Genomic DNA, 16,636 nt, shown 5'->3' on the forward strand with positions numbered 1-16,636 from the left:
ACAGACCGCACCGCTCGGCCAGCCACATCACCGAAACCAGCCCAGCATGCGCGACCAGACTCCGGTCATCGAACGCAGCCGAGACCGCCGCTGGTGTATGAGAAACTTGCATCTCAGAAGTGCCTTGCTGATTGTGCGTGCTGGAAGCCTCAAGAACTCCCATCATCGCAGGTCACAAGGCACGTTCTTACTTTCACGAGCCTTATCCACAAGGCGCCCCTCGGTGGATCGAGGCTTAGCCGGGGATGTGGAGGCCAGGCTTTCGACCCGGCCGCTGACTCGGTGTCGCAGGCAGCGACTACCCACTATGCGTGGAGCCGAGATCTCCCCCACCAGCTGTACGGCTGAGCATATGATCGGTGGGTAGTCCGCTTACGGGTGGGGAGGCGCTTCACTTCGCCTGCGCCGACTCTGGTGCGGACCTCTTCGACGGGGGCGGCCATGTACCTGGCGCGACTGCGTGCCGAGAACTTCAGAATATTTGGCGTAGCAGCTTTAGACGGTGACGGGCCGGACGAATCGCTGGACATCTCGTTCAGCCCCGGGACAAATGTCCTGGTGGGGGAGAACGACAGCGGGAAGACCGCGATCGTCGACGCGATCCGCCTGTGCTTGCAGACTGCGGCGGCAGACTTCTACCGGATATCGCGGGACGACTTCCATGCGGGCGACAGCGGCCGCGAGGACACGTTCACCATCACCTGCCGGTTCGAGAACCTCTCCACAGATGAGCAGGCCGCATTTTTGGAGTTGCTCACGAACGACGGTCAGGGGAACGCCGTCCTGTACGTGTCCTTCAAGGCCCAGCTCATGGACCCGCTGAGAAACCGTGTGTCGGTGACCACGCGCACAGGACCCGAAGGAAAGGGCCCCGCACTGGATGGGGCGGCGCGCGAGCTTCTCAAAGCCACCTACCTTCGCCCGCTTCGAGACGCCGAGGCTGAACTCAGGTCGGGCCGGGGGTCTCGGCTGTCTCAGATCCTGGCCAGCTACCCGGCCATGAAGGACCAGGGCAAGGACGACTTCGACGCGGAGAACGACTCGGCTTCCACCCTCGTAGGGATTCTCCGCCGCGCCGAACATCACATCGGGCAGAACGCCGCCGTCGCTGCGGCCCGAGAAGACATCAACACCGCCTACCTGCAGAAGTTTGCGATTGGCTCGGACGTACTTCGAGGGAAGATCGGGGTTGCCGGCGACGCAACGCTGCCCAGGGCGCTGGAGCGGCTGGAGCTGGCCTTGTTCTCGGCCTCCGACGAATGGACCCGACGGGGCCTGGGCTACAACAATGCCTTGTTCATGGCCGCGGAGCTCCTGCTGCTCGGGAAGGGCGACATCGCGCCGCTACTGCTCATTGAGGAGCCGGAAGCACACCTGCACCCACAGCTACAAACCCGAATCATGGACCTGCTGCGCGAGCGGGCAGAAGAGACCGAGGAATCGAGCACGGCTCCCGTCCAGGTCATCCTCACCACACACAGTCCCAACCTGGCCTCGGCCATGCCGGTCGAGTCCCTCACCTTGGTTGCCCGCGGCCGCACCTTCAGTCTGGCACCAGAGTGCACCCGACTGGACGACGGAGACTATGCCTTCTTGTCCCGTTTCCTGGACGTGACCAAGGCGAACATGTTCTTTGCCCGCGGCGTCGCCGTTGTCGAGGGTGATGCTGAGGCTATCTTCCTGCCGGCCCTTGCAAGGGCCATGGGTCGATCGTTCAATGAGCACGGCATCAGCGTCGTGAACGTTGGGCACGTGGGCCTGTTCCGCTACAGCAGGATCTTCCAACGGCAGGGCCGACAGATTCCCGTCCCTGTGGTCTGTATCCGGGACCGGGACCTTGTGCCGAAGGACACCCCCGCTGAGATGAGGGGCAAGCTGCGCTGCTCGGCGGACATGACGCAGGCGGAGATTGACAAGCACGTCTCCGGACTCAAGGTCGGTGACGACGGCCCGGTGAAGACTTGCGTCTCGGATCACTGGACTCTGGAATACGACCTCGCGGTGGCGTCCTGGCCCATGGCCATCCTCATGCACCAAGCGGTCCGTGCCGCACGTTCCTCCGAGAGTTCGTGGCCAGGCGCTGAAAAGCTCAAGACACTGACCGATGCCGCGCGGCAGGAGGTGGAGACCTGGCAGGCAAACGGGGCCTCGCTGGAGGCCGTCGCCCTTCGGATCTACGAACCCCTGAAACTGAGCAACGCCAGTAAGACCATCACGGCACAACACGCAGCTGACCTTCTGGAATCCACGACGCTGACGGAAGGCGACCTCCCGCCCTACCTCGTTGACGCGTTCGACCACATCTGCGGCGAGGTGAATCGGTGACGACTTCCTATCGGTCTGATGCCCTCGCGAAGGACAAGGTCGAAGCGCTTGCCCAGGTGCTTGGCCTTGACCTGCCATACACGGAGCAATGGGACTTCGTGCAGAGCGAGATCTCTCAGGATCTCCAGGCGGCGCCTGGTTCCGGCAAGACGACGCTGATCGGCCTCAAGCTGGCCCTCCTCGCGAATGCATGGACGTCCCCGACTCGGGGTATCTGCGTCCTCTCGCACACGAATACGGCCAAGGACGAGATCACCGACCGTCTCATGGCAGTTCACGCTGGCCGGCGGTTCCTGCAGTATCCCCATTTCATCGGGACGATTCAGTCCTTCACCAACACGTATCTCGCCCTGCCGGCCGTGCGTGCCTTGGGGCACGAAGTGCAGGTTGTGGATGACGAAGCCTACGAGGCCGCGGCCCTGCGTCTGCTGGAGCGGCCCGCGTTCACCACCTTGCGGAACTTCCTGGGCCGACGCCGCAATGGGGTCGAGATCGCCGCCAAGGGGGTCTTCGTCTGCGAGGCCGGAAAGCTGAAGGTGACCGGCCCGGGCGGCCGCGTGCCTGCCGACCCGGAAACGACTCCCACTGGCAAGCAGTACGTCCGTCTGAAGCAGCAGTTGTCCAAGGAAGGAGTGTTCCGGTACGACGACATGTACGCGATCGCCGAGTGGTATCTCGCCCGGAACCCGACGATCGCTGCAGCGGTAGCGGAGCGTTTCCCGTTCGTGCTGTTGGACGAGATGCAGGACACCAGTGATGTGCAACAACATCTGCTGGACCTGGTCTTCGCTTCCGGTGCCGTCGTTCAGCGCGTGGGGGACGTGAACCAGGGGATCTTCGCGGACGGGGCGACGGGTTCCGTGAGGGCGTCAGCGTTTCCAGCCCTACTGGCCGCGGAGCTGCCCGTCAGCCGGAGATTCGGACCCAAGATCGCGGATTTGGCGAGCGATCTCACCTTTCGCCGACGGCAACGGATCAATGGTGCAGGCCGAGACACCCAGATCGGCCTCCTCCTCTTCGACGACCGTTCCGTTCTCGAGGTCGTACCGGCGTTCGAGCGCATGGCAAATGCGCTCGTCCCACGTGAGGTACTCGTCCGAAACCCGCCCCGCGTGCTCGGCGCGCGGCTGAGCAAGGGAACGACGGCCGCGTACCCACAGTCCCTCAGCTGCTACCTTCCCAACCATGCTCCAGCCGGACGAGTACCGGCGCAGAGGGACCTGATCAGTACCGTTCGCACTGCAGGAGCACGGTGGGTGGCCGGCGGCGGCGATCACGAAGCCGTGGCCGAGCTGTGGGAAGGGGTTCGTACAGCTTTGAGACCCGCGCTCACAGTCCCCCTACCGCCGCTGAGCCGGCTCGAACGCTCCATGGCCACGGCAGGCGGCCGGCTCCGGCTGGTCTTGCGAGATCTGCTCATGGGGGCTTGCGACGTCAATGAATCCGCTTGGAACTCTGCGACCGCACGCCTCCTTGACCTCGTGCCTGAAATCATCCAGTCGCCATTCAGGGACACCGCCACATTGGCCGAAGGTCTGACATTCACACCACGCGTGGAGAGCGAGGTCGTGGGCGTGATAGCTGAGCGGGAGCAAACGGATGTGACGCTACAGGTGACTTCAGTGGCCGGGTCCATCCAGAGCGCCAAGGGAGAGACCCACGCCGCAACGCTGCTTCTTGAGTGCCTGGACAGGCGAGGCAGTAAGCACGACGTCCACGAGACGCTTAAACTGCTTGTCGGGGGAGATATCCAACGGGCCAAGGTGACCGTGCAGCGCGCGGCGCAGCTCATCTTCGTGGGGGCAACCCGCCCCACCCACCTGCTCGTTCTGGCAACCCATCGGGAGCATGCCGCGCCTTACGCGGAGGCGCTTGTCGGCCAAGGTTGGAGCATCCACGACGTCAACGACCAGTGGGTGGACGGCTGAGCTGCCACACTCCACGGGCACCGGCTCCTGCGCGCTGCCGCTGGCTCCCCTTGCCGGTCAGCCCTGCGTCCCGTCGGCGCGCTTGACGTGGGTGCGGGAACCTTTCACGTGTAAGGATCGAACAGGAAACGAATTATGTTCGCGCCCACCGGCCTTGCATTCGACATCGTGCCAGACGGGTTCGAAGACGTGTAGTGCGAGAAGTGCGTGGGCATGAAGTGGATGCCAATGGCAGCGAACCGGAAGCTCACCTCAACCGATTCTCCGTTGCGCAAGCGATCTATGTAGTGGAATCCATCCATCTCCCTGTGTGCGGTAAAGGGGCGGCGAGTCGATGCACGTCGAGAAGTGTCTGACCGATGGCTGCTGCCGGCCGCCGGTAGTAAACGTGATTTTGAAAGCGCGTCCGTTCGGTGCGGAGGAGCGGCGGCGGTTGACGGCGATCCTTCTCGGCGATAGCGGGGCGGATGTCGATCCGGACGTCTGCCTGCCTGAAGGGTGACCGGTGGATGTACCTCGTTGGCTCGGCGCCCCCTAGCTCTTTCATGCCGCTTGGTTCGACTTGGGGAGAGTGAACGAGATTGGTGAAACGCAAATCCCCCTCATTCGTGTAGCCCTTTATCTTCGGGTCTCGACAGCCAAGCAGCTGCGCGGTTATGGCCTCGATGCCCAGCTGGAGGAATGCCTTGCCTGGCTTGACTTCGCAGTGGGGAAGGCGCGGTATGCCTACGAGGTGTATACCGATGGCGCTGTATCGGGGAAGTTGGCGCGTCGGCCGGACTTGACGGTGCTCGACGCGGATCTCGTGCAACGTCGCTACGACGTGGTGGTGTTTGGAAAGCTGGACCGCATCGGCCGCACGATGAGGGAGATCCACCGCTGGGTCTACGACACCACGGACATCGAGACCGGCCGAGGGCGGCGAGTCCGCGTGGCGACTGCGGACGGCCGCATCGACAGCGAGCACGCCATGTTCGGCATCCAGCTGAGCCTGCTCGCCTACGTGGCCGAGCTGGAGCACATACTGATCCTGGAGCGCACCCTGAGTGGCCGGGAGATGAAGCTGGCTGCGGGTGGCTGGCCCGGGGGAGTGGCACCGTTCTGGCTGATGCTGGCGGCGCGGGGATCCAACGAGGCGCCCACCCTGCGGGCCCAGGGAGTGGAGGTGCTCGAAGTCGCCGCTTGGTTGATCGCCGATGAGGGACAGATCGCGGCAGAGGCCGCGGAGAGCCTCAACGCACTGGGGTACGTCACGGCACGAGGCCTGCAGTGGACAGGGGAGAACCTTGCCCGTGTGTTCCGGCAAACGGCCCTGGACGGGTACGTCGTCTTTCGCTTCACCCGGCATCCCCGGGCCGGCCATGTCCGCCGGGGGCCCGACGGGACGTTGGTGCGGGAGGAGGCTGCGCGGATCCCCGTACCGATGCCGCTGCCAGCGGCTCGTGTTCGGCAGGTGCGTCAAGAGCTTGCCCGTCGCGCCCACGTGCGGGAGGAGCAGAGGGACTACCTGTTGTCGGGCCGGGTCGTCTCCTTGTGTGGTCATCACTACACCGGGGCGCACAGGGAAGGCCGCGGCCGCACCGCCTATCGGTGTACCGGCCGTCGCTTCGACCCGCCCTGTAGCTGTCGTGAGATTGTGGCGGGCCCGCTTGAGGACGTGGTGTGGCGTGAGATCACCAAGCTTCTCGCCGACTGTGTCCAGCTCCGGGTGGTAGCGGATGAGTGGCTTGGCCTTGTTCCCGGTCAGACGAGGTCGCTCGGCGCGCGCCTCGTGGATCTCGACGCACGAATCGAGCGCAGTCGACGGGTGAGGAGGAAGAAGCTCGTCGCGCTGGCTGGAGCCGTCTCCTCAGGAGACGGCGACGAATCGTGTTTCGAGGATGAGCTTGTGGCGGCCCTCGCCGAGATCAGAGACGACGCCGTCGGCAGCGACCAGCGGCTGCGTCACTTGCGCGACGCTGTCGCGGGTCGCCTGGCGGCGGCGCAGCAGCAGGAGGCCCGAGCGAAGGAAGCACTGGAGAACGGCCTGGACGTGCGGCGTCGCCTGGACCTGCTGAGCGTTGAGCAGCGGTTCGAGCTCCTGGACCTGCTGGACGTTGAGGTGCGTACCGTCACGGAGGTACGGGGTGCGGTACGGGGTGCGGGATGCCCGTTTGAGGCGTGGTTCGACGAGCACCGTCGTGCGGTGCCTCCGCCGCTGACTGATGAGCAGTGGGCCCAGCTGGCCTCGTGCTTCCCAGGGCCGCGGAAGAGGTTGCGTGTGGTGCCACCGCGAGTGGCCTTCGAAGCGTCGCTGTACAAGGTGCGCCACGGCATCCAGTGGGATGCCCTCCCGGAGCGCGTGCTGCAGGGGCAGCGTGCGCGCAGTGTCTACCAGCGCGCCCTGAGATACCTGCAGGACGGGCATTGGCAACGCGCTGTGTGTGCGCTGGGGGACTACCAGGGCACTGTGGTACCGCCGTTGTACGTTCTGCCGGACATCGACATCACCTGCACCTTCGATGCGAGTCTGATGACGCATGGGGAGCGTGTGAGCTGGCGATGACCATCACCGGTTTGTGAGTACCGCACTTGCTCGCCTGGCGGGACCGCCAGACGAGCTCGGCTCGTTCCAGACGGCACATAGACGGTTCATTGCGTGTGCCATCGACGGCACCTTGGAGGGGCGACTGATCAACTGGCAACCCGTCAAGAAGGCACGGCCCAGCTTGGGGATGCGGAAGCCAGGTTCTTGACCCGGTCGCGGACTCAATGCCGCCAGCTGCCTATGCACACCGGACAGGTAACGCGAGCAAGTCCATCACGGCTCAATACACGCGGATCTCCTGGACTGGACCCCCGAGTCGCCATCGATGCAGCATTCCGCCGGAAGTGACCGGGAAGGTGGTTCCTGACCGGTGAGCTGTAGGTGATGCTCCTTGGGGGACGACGCTGGTGTCCCCCAAGGAGCCTGAGCTCATCGGTCTTCCCATGCCGTCATGTCGCTGTCGCATTCGAGTGGGGTCATGGCATGACCGTGTAACCGGTAGACCATCTCGTCGGGCGCCGACAGCATGCGTGCGCTGCGCCAGGCTGCGTCGAATGGTGTACCGGGGTGCGCGCGTTGCAGACGACGTGCCCGCCAGCTGGTCACGGGGGCGAGAACGAGGCGCCACAGTGTCAGCTTCATCTCGCTCACCCCGTACTGCGCAGATGGGCGCGTCCGGACGGATGTGCCGTTTCTTCACGCTCCGTATCCCCGCGAGTGAGGGCTGCGAGTGCGTCGTGCAGCACGAGGATCGCCCGGTTCTGCATCTCGGTGTCTGTGAAGCCGCGGCCCACGAGTTCCCACTGCTCGAGCAGTGGGCGCCACCATTCCTCGGACGCGGCCACTGACCGTGCCACGCGCTGCCAGTCCGCAACCTGCCGGGGATCCAGGGAGCCGGGGTGCCGCTCGATGCGGTCCAGAAGCAGCAGTGACGGGTGCTCGTACAGGTTGTCCTTGAGGAAGCGCAGCCGCCGCACCCGTTCCTCGTCCTCCCGGCGCTGTGCCAGGATCTCGCGGAAGGCCGCCGCCAGTCGTAGGTCGGTGTGCACGTACAGGAGGCGGTAGTGAGTTGTACGGCACCGCTTCGGCTCGCCCAGCATGGCGTTCACCGTGTCCTGCGCGGTCTGAAGGTCAGTGGCCGGCATGCGCAGCAGGACGTTCGCCGCGTCGGTGACGGTGCGTTCCCGCACCAGCTCCTCGAGGTTCGGCCGACCTCTCCACGACGGACGCCAGATGATGGTGAACGTAGCCTCGAAGGCTATGCCTTCGGTGGCACTGGGCAGCTGCCTCGGTGCAGGGCATCGGGTGGTTCGTGCGCCTCGGCGCCAGAACGGCCTCATGCCGGGGCTCCCATTCCGTCGATGCTGATCAGGGGGTGGACCCGCTTGTCCACGAGGTGCTGGTAGAAGTCCCCGGCGGCGTTCTCGCCGGTGGCCGTGCGGACATCTGTCAGCGCTTGCATCAGGTCCATGGCCGCCTGGAACATGCGCTGTCCTCGCAGTACGGGAACGAGTCGGGCGACCACCTCGCCGTAGGCACTCGCATCGGAGGCGCACGCCGCGATCCATGCCGTGAGGCGAGGGATCACGTCCGGCGCAGTGTCCATGTCGCCGAGAAGATCCCGCAGAGCACGGTCCACATCGATGCCCAGTGCCTCACCATCTGTCAGCAGGTGAGGTAGCGGTCCTTGATGGACCGACATCATGGCCAGGAAGGCGAGGCCGCCGGCCCGGCCGCTTGCCTTTGCGTCCTGCCAGGCGTGGACCTCCTCAGCCAACCGTTCGATCCCGCCGGGCTGCCCGGACAGTTCGGTGAACACGTCGAGAATCGTGTCTCGGGTGTCCTCCGCACCCGAGGTGTGAACGACGCGGCGCAGCCGCACCATGGCCATCTTGGCCATGGAGGGGCTGGCCTCCGGATCGCTCAGGATGCGGCGGCAGATGGCGACGACCGAACCGGCGAACTCCTGAGTGCCCGCCCACCGGTACAGGGTGCTCCACGCGCGCCTGCCGATGTGTTCGTCGTGCACGGCCCGGAGCATCACGGCTGGCAGCAGGTCGTTCTTCGCTCCGCCGGCGACGCTGCCGAGCAGGCTGAGATGTTCGGACGACCCGTGACGGAGGATCAGAGCTGACAGGGCGTCGACGGTGTGTTCCGCCGCGACAGAGGGGCCCCCATCCTTGACCAGCCACTGCAAAAGCGGCCGACGCATGACCTCGTAGTTGTCCCAGACGTAGGCGAGGACCGCCTTCCCGTAGCCGGGCCGATCGAACGTGACCGCGTCGTGGGAGTTGACGGCACCGCCCACGTCGATGACGCGGCGGCGCAGCCCCCGACCGGCGAAGACGGCCTGGGCGCCGGTGCCGAATGCGGTCCGTCCTGGATCGGCCGAGGTGATGGTGTCCTGCAGCGTGCGTGCGGTCCGTGCGACCTCCGGGAGAGATGAGGACTGCCGGACGGCAAGAGCCAGCAGCAGACAGCGGTCGTCGAAGGTGAGAGAGGATTCCTTCCCGCCGTGTATGGTCGCCGTCTCACCGAAGAGGTGGTCGAGTTTGTCGCGCCAGTCGGACAGTGCATCCGTCATCCGTTCCGCGAGCTCGCTGTCGGATGCCACTGCGTGCGGGTCGGTGACAGGGACGGTAGTGCGGGTGGCGCGCTCATGCTCCTGCCATGCGGTGATGACGGTGTCGGTGGCCCGCACTGCTTCGACCGCGTCGAGCCCGTCGAGCGAAACCCTCGCAGGATCGAGAGCAGCCAGGTATGGGGTTAGCCCTGGGCAGTCATGCGCGCGTAGATGGGCCTCTACGACCTGACGCGCGGGCGGCGGGGTGTGCAGGCGTACGACGTGCACGCCTGACCCGGGCAGGAGGATTCCGTGGTCGTAGAGTTCCTCCGCCACATTGATGACGAGGTAGGAGTCGCAGGCCTCGAGGTCCTGGGCGTACCGGTCGAGAGCGGACACGAAGTCGGCTGACGGGCGGTCGCGGTCCGGGTCCTTGAGGTCGAGTTGATAGGCACGCTGTTCGGCGAGCGGCAGCCTGCCGACCTTGGGGGTCATCCAGTCCGCATCCAGTTTGACCAGGTCGATTTGGTCGCCCGTGTGGCGTGCCAGGAGCTGGAGGGCGAAGGTGGTGGAGCCATAAGAGCCCGGTGCGACGACCAGGAGAACACGCCAGTGGGGGCGCGAAGTCACCGGGTCGACCGCCTTGCCCCAGGCCTTGCTCCATTCGTTGTCGCGCACGAACGGTTGCTGACGGATCTCGTTCCGGTCGAGGTCGACCCCGTCCAGGACGTCACGCGTACGCTTCTCGATGTGGAGCGTGTGGACGGTACCGGCCACTACATCGGCCTGATGGACCGCCACCGATGCGACGGGAGGCGGTAGTACCAGCTCCGGTGACACTGGCGTGGACTGCTGCACAGCCGTCCGGACTGGATCCGGAGGCGGAGGTGCGGTGTCGGGCGGGCCGGAGCTGTCGGCGGAAGCCGTCGTCGGCGTGCCCGCCTGCCATGGGAAGCCCGGCCATTGGCGGCTTCCGCTGTGAGGCACGGGTGCTGTTGCATCCGGTGCATGGAACTCGTCCAGGTCGGGTGTGGGGCGCATAGGGTCGTCGGACATACGGGTGCAGGTCCTTTCTGTGCAGGGCTGATGCAGAGAGGGACAGCGAGGTCAACGGCCACGCCGGTCGATGCGCAGGACCTGGATTTCCTGGGCGACCGTCGTGTCCTGCATGGCCCCGTTGAACTGGAACACCGGGGCGGGACCGTGAGGGGGCCGAGCCGGCGCAGCGGCCGGGGCTGGCGGCTGGGCGGAGCCGGGCTTCGGAGTCGTGCCCGGCTCTGCGTCCTGAGCTGTCGCCAGAGAGGAGACGGCGGAGATGTAGGGCGCCAGCAGCTGCGGGACCAGGCGCGGCACGTACAGGTGGCACGGCTCGGCGAAGTCCGGCTTGCCTTCGACATGAGCGATGGTCGACAGAAAGTGGTTCACTTCCAGTTCGGACGTCCGGCCGGCGCGCACTGTCCGTCGGAAGGCGGGGTCCGATACGGCGGCCGCGAGGAAGCCGTCGTGGTCGCGCGCGGCGGACAGTGCGGTACGCAGCGGTGTGCTGTCCAGCAGTCGGCATACCTCGTTGATGGCGGCGCCGCGGTGATCGGGCAGGGACAGGGGACCGACGTGGACTGCGACCCGCAGCCTCAGCGGCGGAGAGGCTGCGAGGCGTTCGCGGTCGTAGCGGGCGAGAGCGGAGTGCAAGTGCCCGAGAAGCGGGTCAACCAGCCGGGCCACGTCACCCGCTGGTAGTACGAAGATGGCGCCGTCCCCGGTGTCCTTGAAGGCGGGGTCTGCGGGATGAGGAGGTTCGAGTCCGCTCTGGGCGAGGACGGTGGTGAGCACGAGGTCCAGGTCGGAACGGACCGGCGCCATCCGGACTTCCGGGATCTGGCTGTAGCCTTGCATGTCCACTGCCAGCAGTGCGTGCTCCGGCGGGACATTGGACGGTGGAGAGACGGTATAGGACACGGTCGGACCTGCCTTTTGGACGTGGGCGTCGATCGGGAAGGCCCCATGCTGATGTGGCGGCGCCCTTGCCGGTGCCCAGCAGTTGGCACCGGCGCCGTAAGGCCGGTCACGTCGCGTGGCGGGCGTCTTCCTCGATGGCCTGCATGTCATGGATCAGCAGCCCGCCTCCGGCTTCCGTTTCCAGCCATCCGTGCTCTCTCCACGGCTTGATGGCTGAGCCCACGGCGTTGCGAGACGCCCCGATCATTTGGGAGAGCTCTGCCTGGGTGAGCCGGACGCTCAGCCCGCCGGGAGTCTGCGCCCCCGCCCGCACCAGCCGGGTGAGGGCTCCGGCGAGACGGAGCGGGACGTCGGCGGTGGCGAACTCCAGCCGCACTTCCTCCGACTCCCTTACACGGGCGATCGCGTGGCGTAGCAGGGAGGTGAGCAGACCGTGGTCTTCGACGAAGACGAGGAAATCGGACGCAGGGATGAGATGAATACGGCAGGCTTCGGCAGCGATCACTGAGGCGGACCGGGGCTCCGCGTCCAGTACGGCCAGTTCGCCGAGCAGTTCGCCCGGCCCCCGGACCGCGAGCAGTGTGCGGTCACCGCCCGGTCCCGTCAAGGTCACGAGAGTCGATCCTGTGTCCAGGAGGATCACGTGGGTAGCTGGATCGCCTTGGCGTAGGAGCACACTACGCGCGGGACGGAGATGGGCGGGAGCGAGGTCGAGCATCTGCGACCAGAGCTGTTCTCCGATGAGTGCACGGTGCGGCTGATACATGCTCCCCCAAGAAGATATGACTGACGGTGGTGGGATAGTGTCAGAGGGTGAGAAGGGTGATCAATAGCGCCGATCCGGCCACACCTTGAGCGGCCACGGTGAGGTCCACGGCCAGTCTGATGAGCCAGTACTTGCGCCGCGCCAGGGTCCGTAGCATGACCAAACGCGTCGCCTCGGCTCGAAGTTGCCCCTGCTCGTCCAAGGACTGGATCCAGCCGAAGGCACCCGAGTGGTTGTCGACGCCCCTTTCCACTGGATTGGGCGGGTCGCAACGCCAGCCGAGTGCCGGGCGCAATGCTGCCAGCACCGCAATGACAGCGGCCATCAGTAGCAGGGACAGCACTCCCAAGGGTGCGAGCAGGGGCCATCCGGCCCGGTGGGCACTGTCGGACAAGGTGCAGGCCACTGCAGCCGCGAGCAGGCCACCGGCCACTCCGAAGAGCGCGGCCGCTTTGGTGTCCGCGCGCTGCACCTCGACGAACATCTCTGCCGAGCGGAGCCTGAGAGTGTCCAGAGCACCTGCCGGCGGCTGTCTGTTGACGTTCTGACCTGAATACACAATGCCCCCTGCGATGGATGCCGTGGCCGTGCAGTCACTGTCCATCCAGCGCCAAGTCGCTGCTGCACAGCACCTGGCCCAGTGCCTGAGTAGTGGGCCACACGGAGAGCCAATCCCGTTGCTGGGCGCGCTCCTCGCGAATGTGAGGTCCTCGCGTAGCGTGGAGTCCCTGGCTGTAGGGGACGTTGGTTGTCATCACAGGGAGGCACCGGAGGCGCACTGCCTAGTCGCGCGGGGGAGCGGTACGCGCCGTGACGCCGTGAGTGAGGCGTTCAATAGCGCTGCCAGAGTCGAGTGCTTCAACCGATAGCATTCCGCACCGGCGGCGAGGCCAGGATCCGGATCGCCACCTGCGTTGCCGACTTCTGCAACACCCTTCGGCTGCACGGTGTGTCCGGGTACAAGAGTCCGGTCGACTGCGAACGTGACCACTGAGCCACCCGCGCTGAGGGACTCGCCGTATAGATCGTCTCCACGCTGCGAGGGGACTGGCAGGGTGATGGCTACGCGACGCCCGAGGGTATTCGAGGGAATCCAACGCTTTGGCCCCCGCCGCCGGCTGTTTGACGATTTCTGGGTCGCCCCGGGGAGTCGTCGGTTCAGCGGATCAGGTGGTTGACCGCCACAGTGACGGTCGTGGTCACAGCGGCGCCCCCGGCGACACGGAGGAGGTGCGTGAGGATGCCCTTCCGCCATGCCGGACGGCGGTCCCGGATGGGTCGGCGGCGGATGGGATAGCGCGTACGGTGGTACATGGGCCCTCCATTGGGTTCCAGGCCCTCGTGCCGCCGACTTTGCGAGAGGGAGCGGCGCGAGGGCGTTTCGTTGCTCCCTATTCTGGGGCAGCGAAGCCTGAGAAATCCCGCTCGAACGGCTCAATCCCGGTGTAAGTTCCAGCCCATGACAGACCAGCCGGGGGAGTGGTCGGCCGGGACGGCTGACGACCTGGTGGAGGATGCCCGCTCCCTGGGAATCAAAGTGAGTCCGCGGACGGTCACCGACTACGTCGAGGTGGGTCTCCTTGCGCCTCCGCTCTTCCGTAAGACAACGCAGCGGGGCAGCGACCGCCGGCTCTATCCGCCGGAGCAGCGTCGGCTGTTCTACGAGCTGAACGCGGCCAAGCTCAGGTCACCACTCGCCCGGGTACCGCACCGGACCATGATCCCCGTGGTCTTGTACGCCTGGTGCATGAACGACACCGTCGTCCCGGACGTCCAAGCCCGTAGGGCACTTCGGACCTGGGCGCATAGCGTCGGCATCGGCTCCGGACCGCGCCGTAGGAGCATCGCGAACAAGGTCGTCGCTCAGTTCGCGGATCCGGCGGCGACCAGCGGTCAGCGTCGGATCGCGGAGCAGTGGATCCGCGCTGGGGAGGAGAGCCGCAGGCCGGACTTCGACAACATCGCGGACGCTCTCAGTACCGTCGCCAGTCCGTGGCGGTCGCGGGGACTCCCCGAGATCGCTCGCGGCTTCGGTCCTGCGGCCGCGCCCATCACCACGGACCAGGCCGTGGCGATGTGGGAACTCCAGTTGCAGGTCAACGCAATCCTGGCCTTCGAGGGAGCGCCGGAGCACCTCCTCCGTCGCGCTCGCGAGGAGCACCGGATGAACTGGCAGGAGTACCAGGGTGTTCGCACCGACTGGGCCTCGCAGGCCGGCGCCATGGCGGACATCTTTGAGCTGCCCACGGACCAGGAGCAGGCTGCCCGGCAGCAGGTGAACGGGTTCGTCACGGTTCTCGGGAACACCCTCGATCTCGCAAGGCCGACCTTCGCGCGCGCCCAGGCGAGAGCCAGGGCTCGTATCCGCTGAACCACACCGGCCGCTCGCACGAACGGTTCCGGTTTGTTCTTCACTGTCGCACTGGTGGCTTCAGTACCCCAAGATCAGAAGGAGGCAGCGGTGGCTTCGCTGCAGGAAGTGCACGACTTCGTCGTCAAGTGCATCGTCGCAGAGGGGAAGATCGCGCACGCGGTGCAAGCCAACCTGGACGGCGAATGGCCGGCATCGTGGTGGCAGGGCGTCGGCCCGGACTTCTCGACGCTCATCCTCGCGGGGCCGGAAGGCCCTAACTTCGACGCAGGTACCCCGGAGAGGGCCACCTTCGTCGTGCTGAACGACCCAGTCCACGCGCTCAGCTTTCTCGACTACTTGCGGTGGACTGTCAAACAGCACGAGCCCGCACTCGTGGCGGCGGAGAAGGACGGCGAGACGATCCCCGTGGAAGCCTGTCCCATCGACGGAGCGGAGTGCGAGCCGCTGCTCCGCATGGCCGCCGAGATCTTCGCTGACCGGCCCGGCTTCAAGCCGGACTGGAGGGTGCAGTGACGGCAACCGCGAGCACGTATTCCCTCAGCCGAACCGGCGGTCCTCTGGATGGTGCGGCGGCGATCCTAGAGGACAGCAGCGAGGCTGCCCGCGCGGCGAACGCTTCGAGTGTCTGATTCAGGGGGCAAAGGGGTGGGGAGGAAGAAGCACCCCACGTGGGTCTGGCTCATGGTCCTGTCGGCGAATGACGGGAGGTGCGTCTACTGCGGCGGCGCGGCCGAGACGATGGACCACGTCATACCTTGGTCCAGGGGTGGGCTGGACAGCTACTACAACATGGTCCCGGCTTGCGACAGGTGCAACGATACGAAGAACGACAAGACCCCGATCGAATGGGCGGTGCAGAGGGAGTTCAGGGAGCGCTGGCCGCTGCGAACGAGGCGACGGAATAGCCAAACGCTCCGAGGCGCGTTCGAAGAAGCACAGCAGGTCTGCTCGGACCTGCTGGATCACCTTGACCTGGTCCAGGCCGAGATCACAGATGGCCGCCGGAGTGACTGGTTCTTCGAGCGCTACTGGGGACATCGAGCATCTGACTCAGTCTGGATCAGCGTCATGCGGGGATGGGCTGCTGACTCCATCGCGGAGGCGAAGGCCAACGGCTGGGCCCTACCACCGAAGCCGAAGCCAAAGCGCTACCGCGTCACCCGGAAGTACCTCGGGCAGGTCATGGAGGAGATCCCCGACGACGAGTAGCGGCCAACGTATGCAGCTGCGAGCGGCATCGTGGACGCACAGTCTCGTCGAGGGGGCCGCGAACGCCAGGGCGCCAGGCCCGGTGGATTCCTGCGCACCTTCCCCACTTCGTGAACTTGTGATGTTCCTGGAGGCTCGGGGTACGGCAACGTGGGCGCGGCAAAGTGGCCGGGCTGGGATGATGGGTGCGCTGATCTACCGAATTGGGGGCTGATGGTCTTGGCAGACGGTGTCCGTCGGGCGAGCCGGTGGCAGGACGCAGTACGGCTGCTGCTTCTGATCAACGCTTCGGCCCAGCCGGTACCTGCCGGCCTCGACTGCCCTGACACGGCAGTGGGAGTGGTGCGGACGCAGGTGCGTCTGCAGAAGCTGGATTTCTGGCTCCGCTATCCCGACTACCTGGCGTACGAACTCATGAACGAGTATGAGACGCATCCGGACGACAGCGGCCTGCTGGATCTGGCTGAGGAGATCCTTGGCTCTGAGGAACCGGACCTCCGACGCTTCCCCATGCTGAGGCACCGCTTCGGGGCGTTCGAGGAGCTGGATGAGGCCCTGGCTCCTCTGGTGGAACGGGGATTGGTGCGCAAGACGCAGGTTCTTGGGACGAATTGAGTGGCAGAGCACCTCTACTTCTTGCTGCAGCTGGGACGTGAGGTGGCCAGCGGTCTGACCACTGATGCTCCGGCCCTGGAGTGGTACGTAACCCGTACCAAGCAGCTGGTGGCGCTGGTTGACGGGCTGGGCGGGACACAGCTGAAGAATCGGCAGTACCTGCTGAAGGACTATGCGGAGACCTCGATCGGCCGGCACATCGCCCCCATCGCCGACCAGGCGCGGGAGCGCCTCGCCCGCTTGAAGGCTTGCCAACCCGCTTCTCTGCCCTCCACCAACTAGTGTCCTGCGCCCGAGATTCGTCGTTAGTTCATGCATGAGTGCTTCTTCGGGTGTGCCAGCACCGCGTCGTGGTCCGAAGCTGGAACCGTTG

General features: G+C 65.7%; 16 protein-coding genes. 9 read left to right on the plus strand and 7 right to left on the minus strand.

Annotated elements, in window-relative coordinates; translation table 11 throughout:
- The first annotated feature begins 441 nt into the window (after positions 1 to 441).
- The 4 genes from ACFVYE_RS04950 to ACFVYE_RS04965 all read left to right on the plus strand — a co-directional run bounded on the left by ACFVYE_RS04950 (position 442) and on the right by ACFVYE_RS04965 (position 6,798).
- The gene (locus tag ACFVYE_RS04950) at positions 442 to 2,325 is read left to right on the plus strand and encodes an ATP-dependent endonuclease (protein WP_389604096.1); all 1,884 of its coding nucleotides are present in this window, start codon (positions 442 to 444) and stop codon (positions 2,323 to 2,325) included.
- Entirely contained in the window at positions 2,322 to 4,253 is a 1,932-nt protein-coding gene (locus ACFVYE_RS04955) for a UvrD-helicase domain-containing protein (RefSeq protein ID WP_389604098.1), read from the plus strand. The genes ACFVYE_RS04950 and ACFVYE_RS04955 overlap by 4 nt, the downstream gene beginning before the upstream one ends.
- Positions 4,254 to 4,587: 334 nt before the next feature.
- Positions 4,588 to 4,755 (plus strand): hypothetical protein, encoded by a 168-nt coding sequence (locus tag ACFVYE_RS04960; protein WP_389604100.1) that lies wholly within the window; start codon positions 4,588 to 4,590, stop codon positions 4,753 to 4,755.
- A gap of 69 nt (positions 4,756 to 4,824) precedes the next feature.
- Positions 4,825 to 6,798 carry a recombinase family protein gene (locus tag ACFVYE_RS04965; RefSeq protein WP_389604102.1) on the plus strand — a complete coding sequence of 658 codons (1,974 nt, stop codon included), beginning with the start codon at positions 4,825 to 4,827 and terminating at the stop codon, positions 6,796 to 6,798.
- A gap of 411 nt (positions 6,799 to 7,209) precedes the next feature.
- Here ACFVYE_RS04965 and ACFVYE_RS04970 read toward each other — a convergent pair whose 3' ends face one another.
- The 7 genes from ACFVYE_RS04970 to ACFVYE_RS05000 form a co-directional block, all read right to left on the minus strand.
- Positions 7,210 to 7,422, minus strand: a complete 213-nt coding sequence (locus ACFVYE_RS04970) for a hypothetical protein (protein ID WP_389604104.1) — start codon at positions 7,420 to 7,422, stop codon at positions 7,210 to 7,212.
- Between the two features lie 5 nt (positions 7,423 to 7,427).
- Positions 7,428 to 7,970: a hypothetical protein gene (locus ACFVYE_RS04975; RefSeq protein ID WP_389604106.1), complete on the minus strand. Its 543-nt coding sequence runs from the start codon at positions 7,968 to 7,970 to the stop codon at positions 7,428 to 7,430.
- A gap of 146 nt (positions 7,971 to 8,116) precedes the next feature.
- Positions 8,117 to 10,144: a hypothetical protein gene (locus tag ACFVYE_RS04980; protein ID WP_389604108.1), complete on the minus strand. Its 2,028-nt coding sequence runs from the start codon at positions 10,142 to 10,144 to the stop codon at positions 8,117 to 8,119.
- 306 nt (positions 10,145 to 10,450) lie between these two features.
- The gene (locus ACFVYE_RS04985) at positions 10,451 to 11,299 is read right to left on the minus strand and encodes a hypothetical protein (protein ID WP_389604110.1); all 849 of its coding nucleotides are present in this window, start codon (positions 11,297 to 11,299) and stop codon (positions 10,451 to 10,453) included.
- A 106-nt stretch (positions 11,300 to 11,405) separates the two neighbouring features.
- Positions 11,406 to 12,017, minus strand: a complete 612-nt coding sequence (locus tag ACFVYE_RS04990) for a Crp/Fnr family transcriptional regulator (RefSeq protein WP_389604147.1) — start codon at positions 12,015 to 12,017, stop codon at positions 11,406 to 11,408.
- An 88-nt stretch (positions 12,018 to 12,105) separates the two neighbouring features.
- Positions 12,106 to 12,549, minus strand: coding sequence for a hypothetical protein (locus tag ACFVYE_RS04995; protein WP_389604112.1), 444 nt, complete (start codon positions 12,547 to 12,549; stop codon positions 12,106 to 12,108).
- Between the two features lie 674 nt (positions 12,550 to 13,223).
- Positions 13,224 to 13,379, minus strand: coding sequence for a hypothetical protein (locus ACFVYE_RS05000; protein ID WP_389604114.1), 156 nt, complete (start codon positions 13,377 to 13,379; stop codon positions 13,224 to 13,226).
- Between the two features lie 145 nt (positions 13,380 to 13,524).
- Between ACFVYE_RS05000 and ACFVYE_RS05005 the strand changes: the two genes are divergently transcribed.
- The 5 genes from ACFVYE_RS05005 (at position 13,525) to ACFVYE_RS05025 (ending at position 16,545) form a co-directional block, all read left to right on the plus strand.
- Positions 13,525 to 14,436: a hypothetical protein gene (locus ACFVYE_RS05005; RefSeq protein ID WP_389604116.1), complete on the plus strand. Its 912-nt coding sequence runs from the start codon at positions 13,525 to 13,527 to the stop codon at positions 14,434 to 14,436.
- A gap of 90 nt (positions 14,437 to 14,526) precedes the next feature.
- The gene (locus ACFVYE_RS05010) at positions 14,527 to 14,952 is read left to right on the plus strand and encodes a DUF6221 family protein (protein ID WP_389604118.1); all 426 of its coding nucleotides are present in this window, start codon (positions 14,527 to 14,529) and stop codon (positions 14,950 to 14,952) included.
- Between the two features lie 132 nt (positions 14,953 to 15,084).
- A complete protein-coding gene (locus ACFVYE_RS05015; protein WP_389604120.1) occupies positions 15,085 to 15,648 on the plus strand; it encodes an HNH endonuclease in 564 nt (187 codons plus the stop codon).
- Positions 15,649 to 15,798: 150 nt separating this feature from the next.
- Entirely contained in the window at positions 15,799 to 16,263 is a 465-nt protein-coding gene (locus ACFVYE_RS05020; RefSeq protein WP_389604122.1) for a hypothetical protein, read from the plus strand.
- Complete coding sequence (locus ACFVYE_RS05025; protein WP_389604124.1) at positions 16,264 to 16,545, plus strand: hypothetical protein; 282 nt, start codon at positions 16,264 to 16,266, stop codon at positions 16,543 to 16,545.
- The last annotated feature ends 91 nt before the right edge of the window (positions 16,546 to 16,636 follow it).

Source organism: Streptomyces sp. NPDC058239 (assembly GCF_042882185.1).
Classification (GTDB): domain Bacteria; phylum Actinomycetota; class Actinomycetes; order Streptomycetales; family Streptomycetaceae; genus Streptomyces.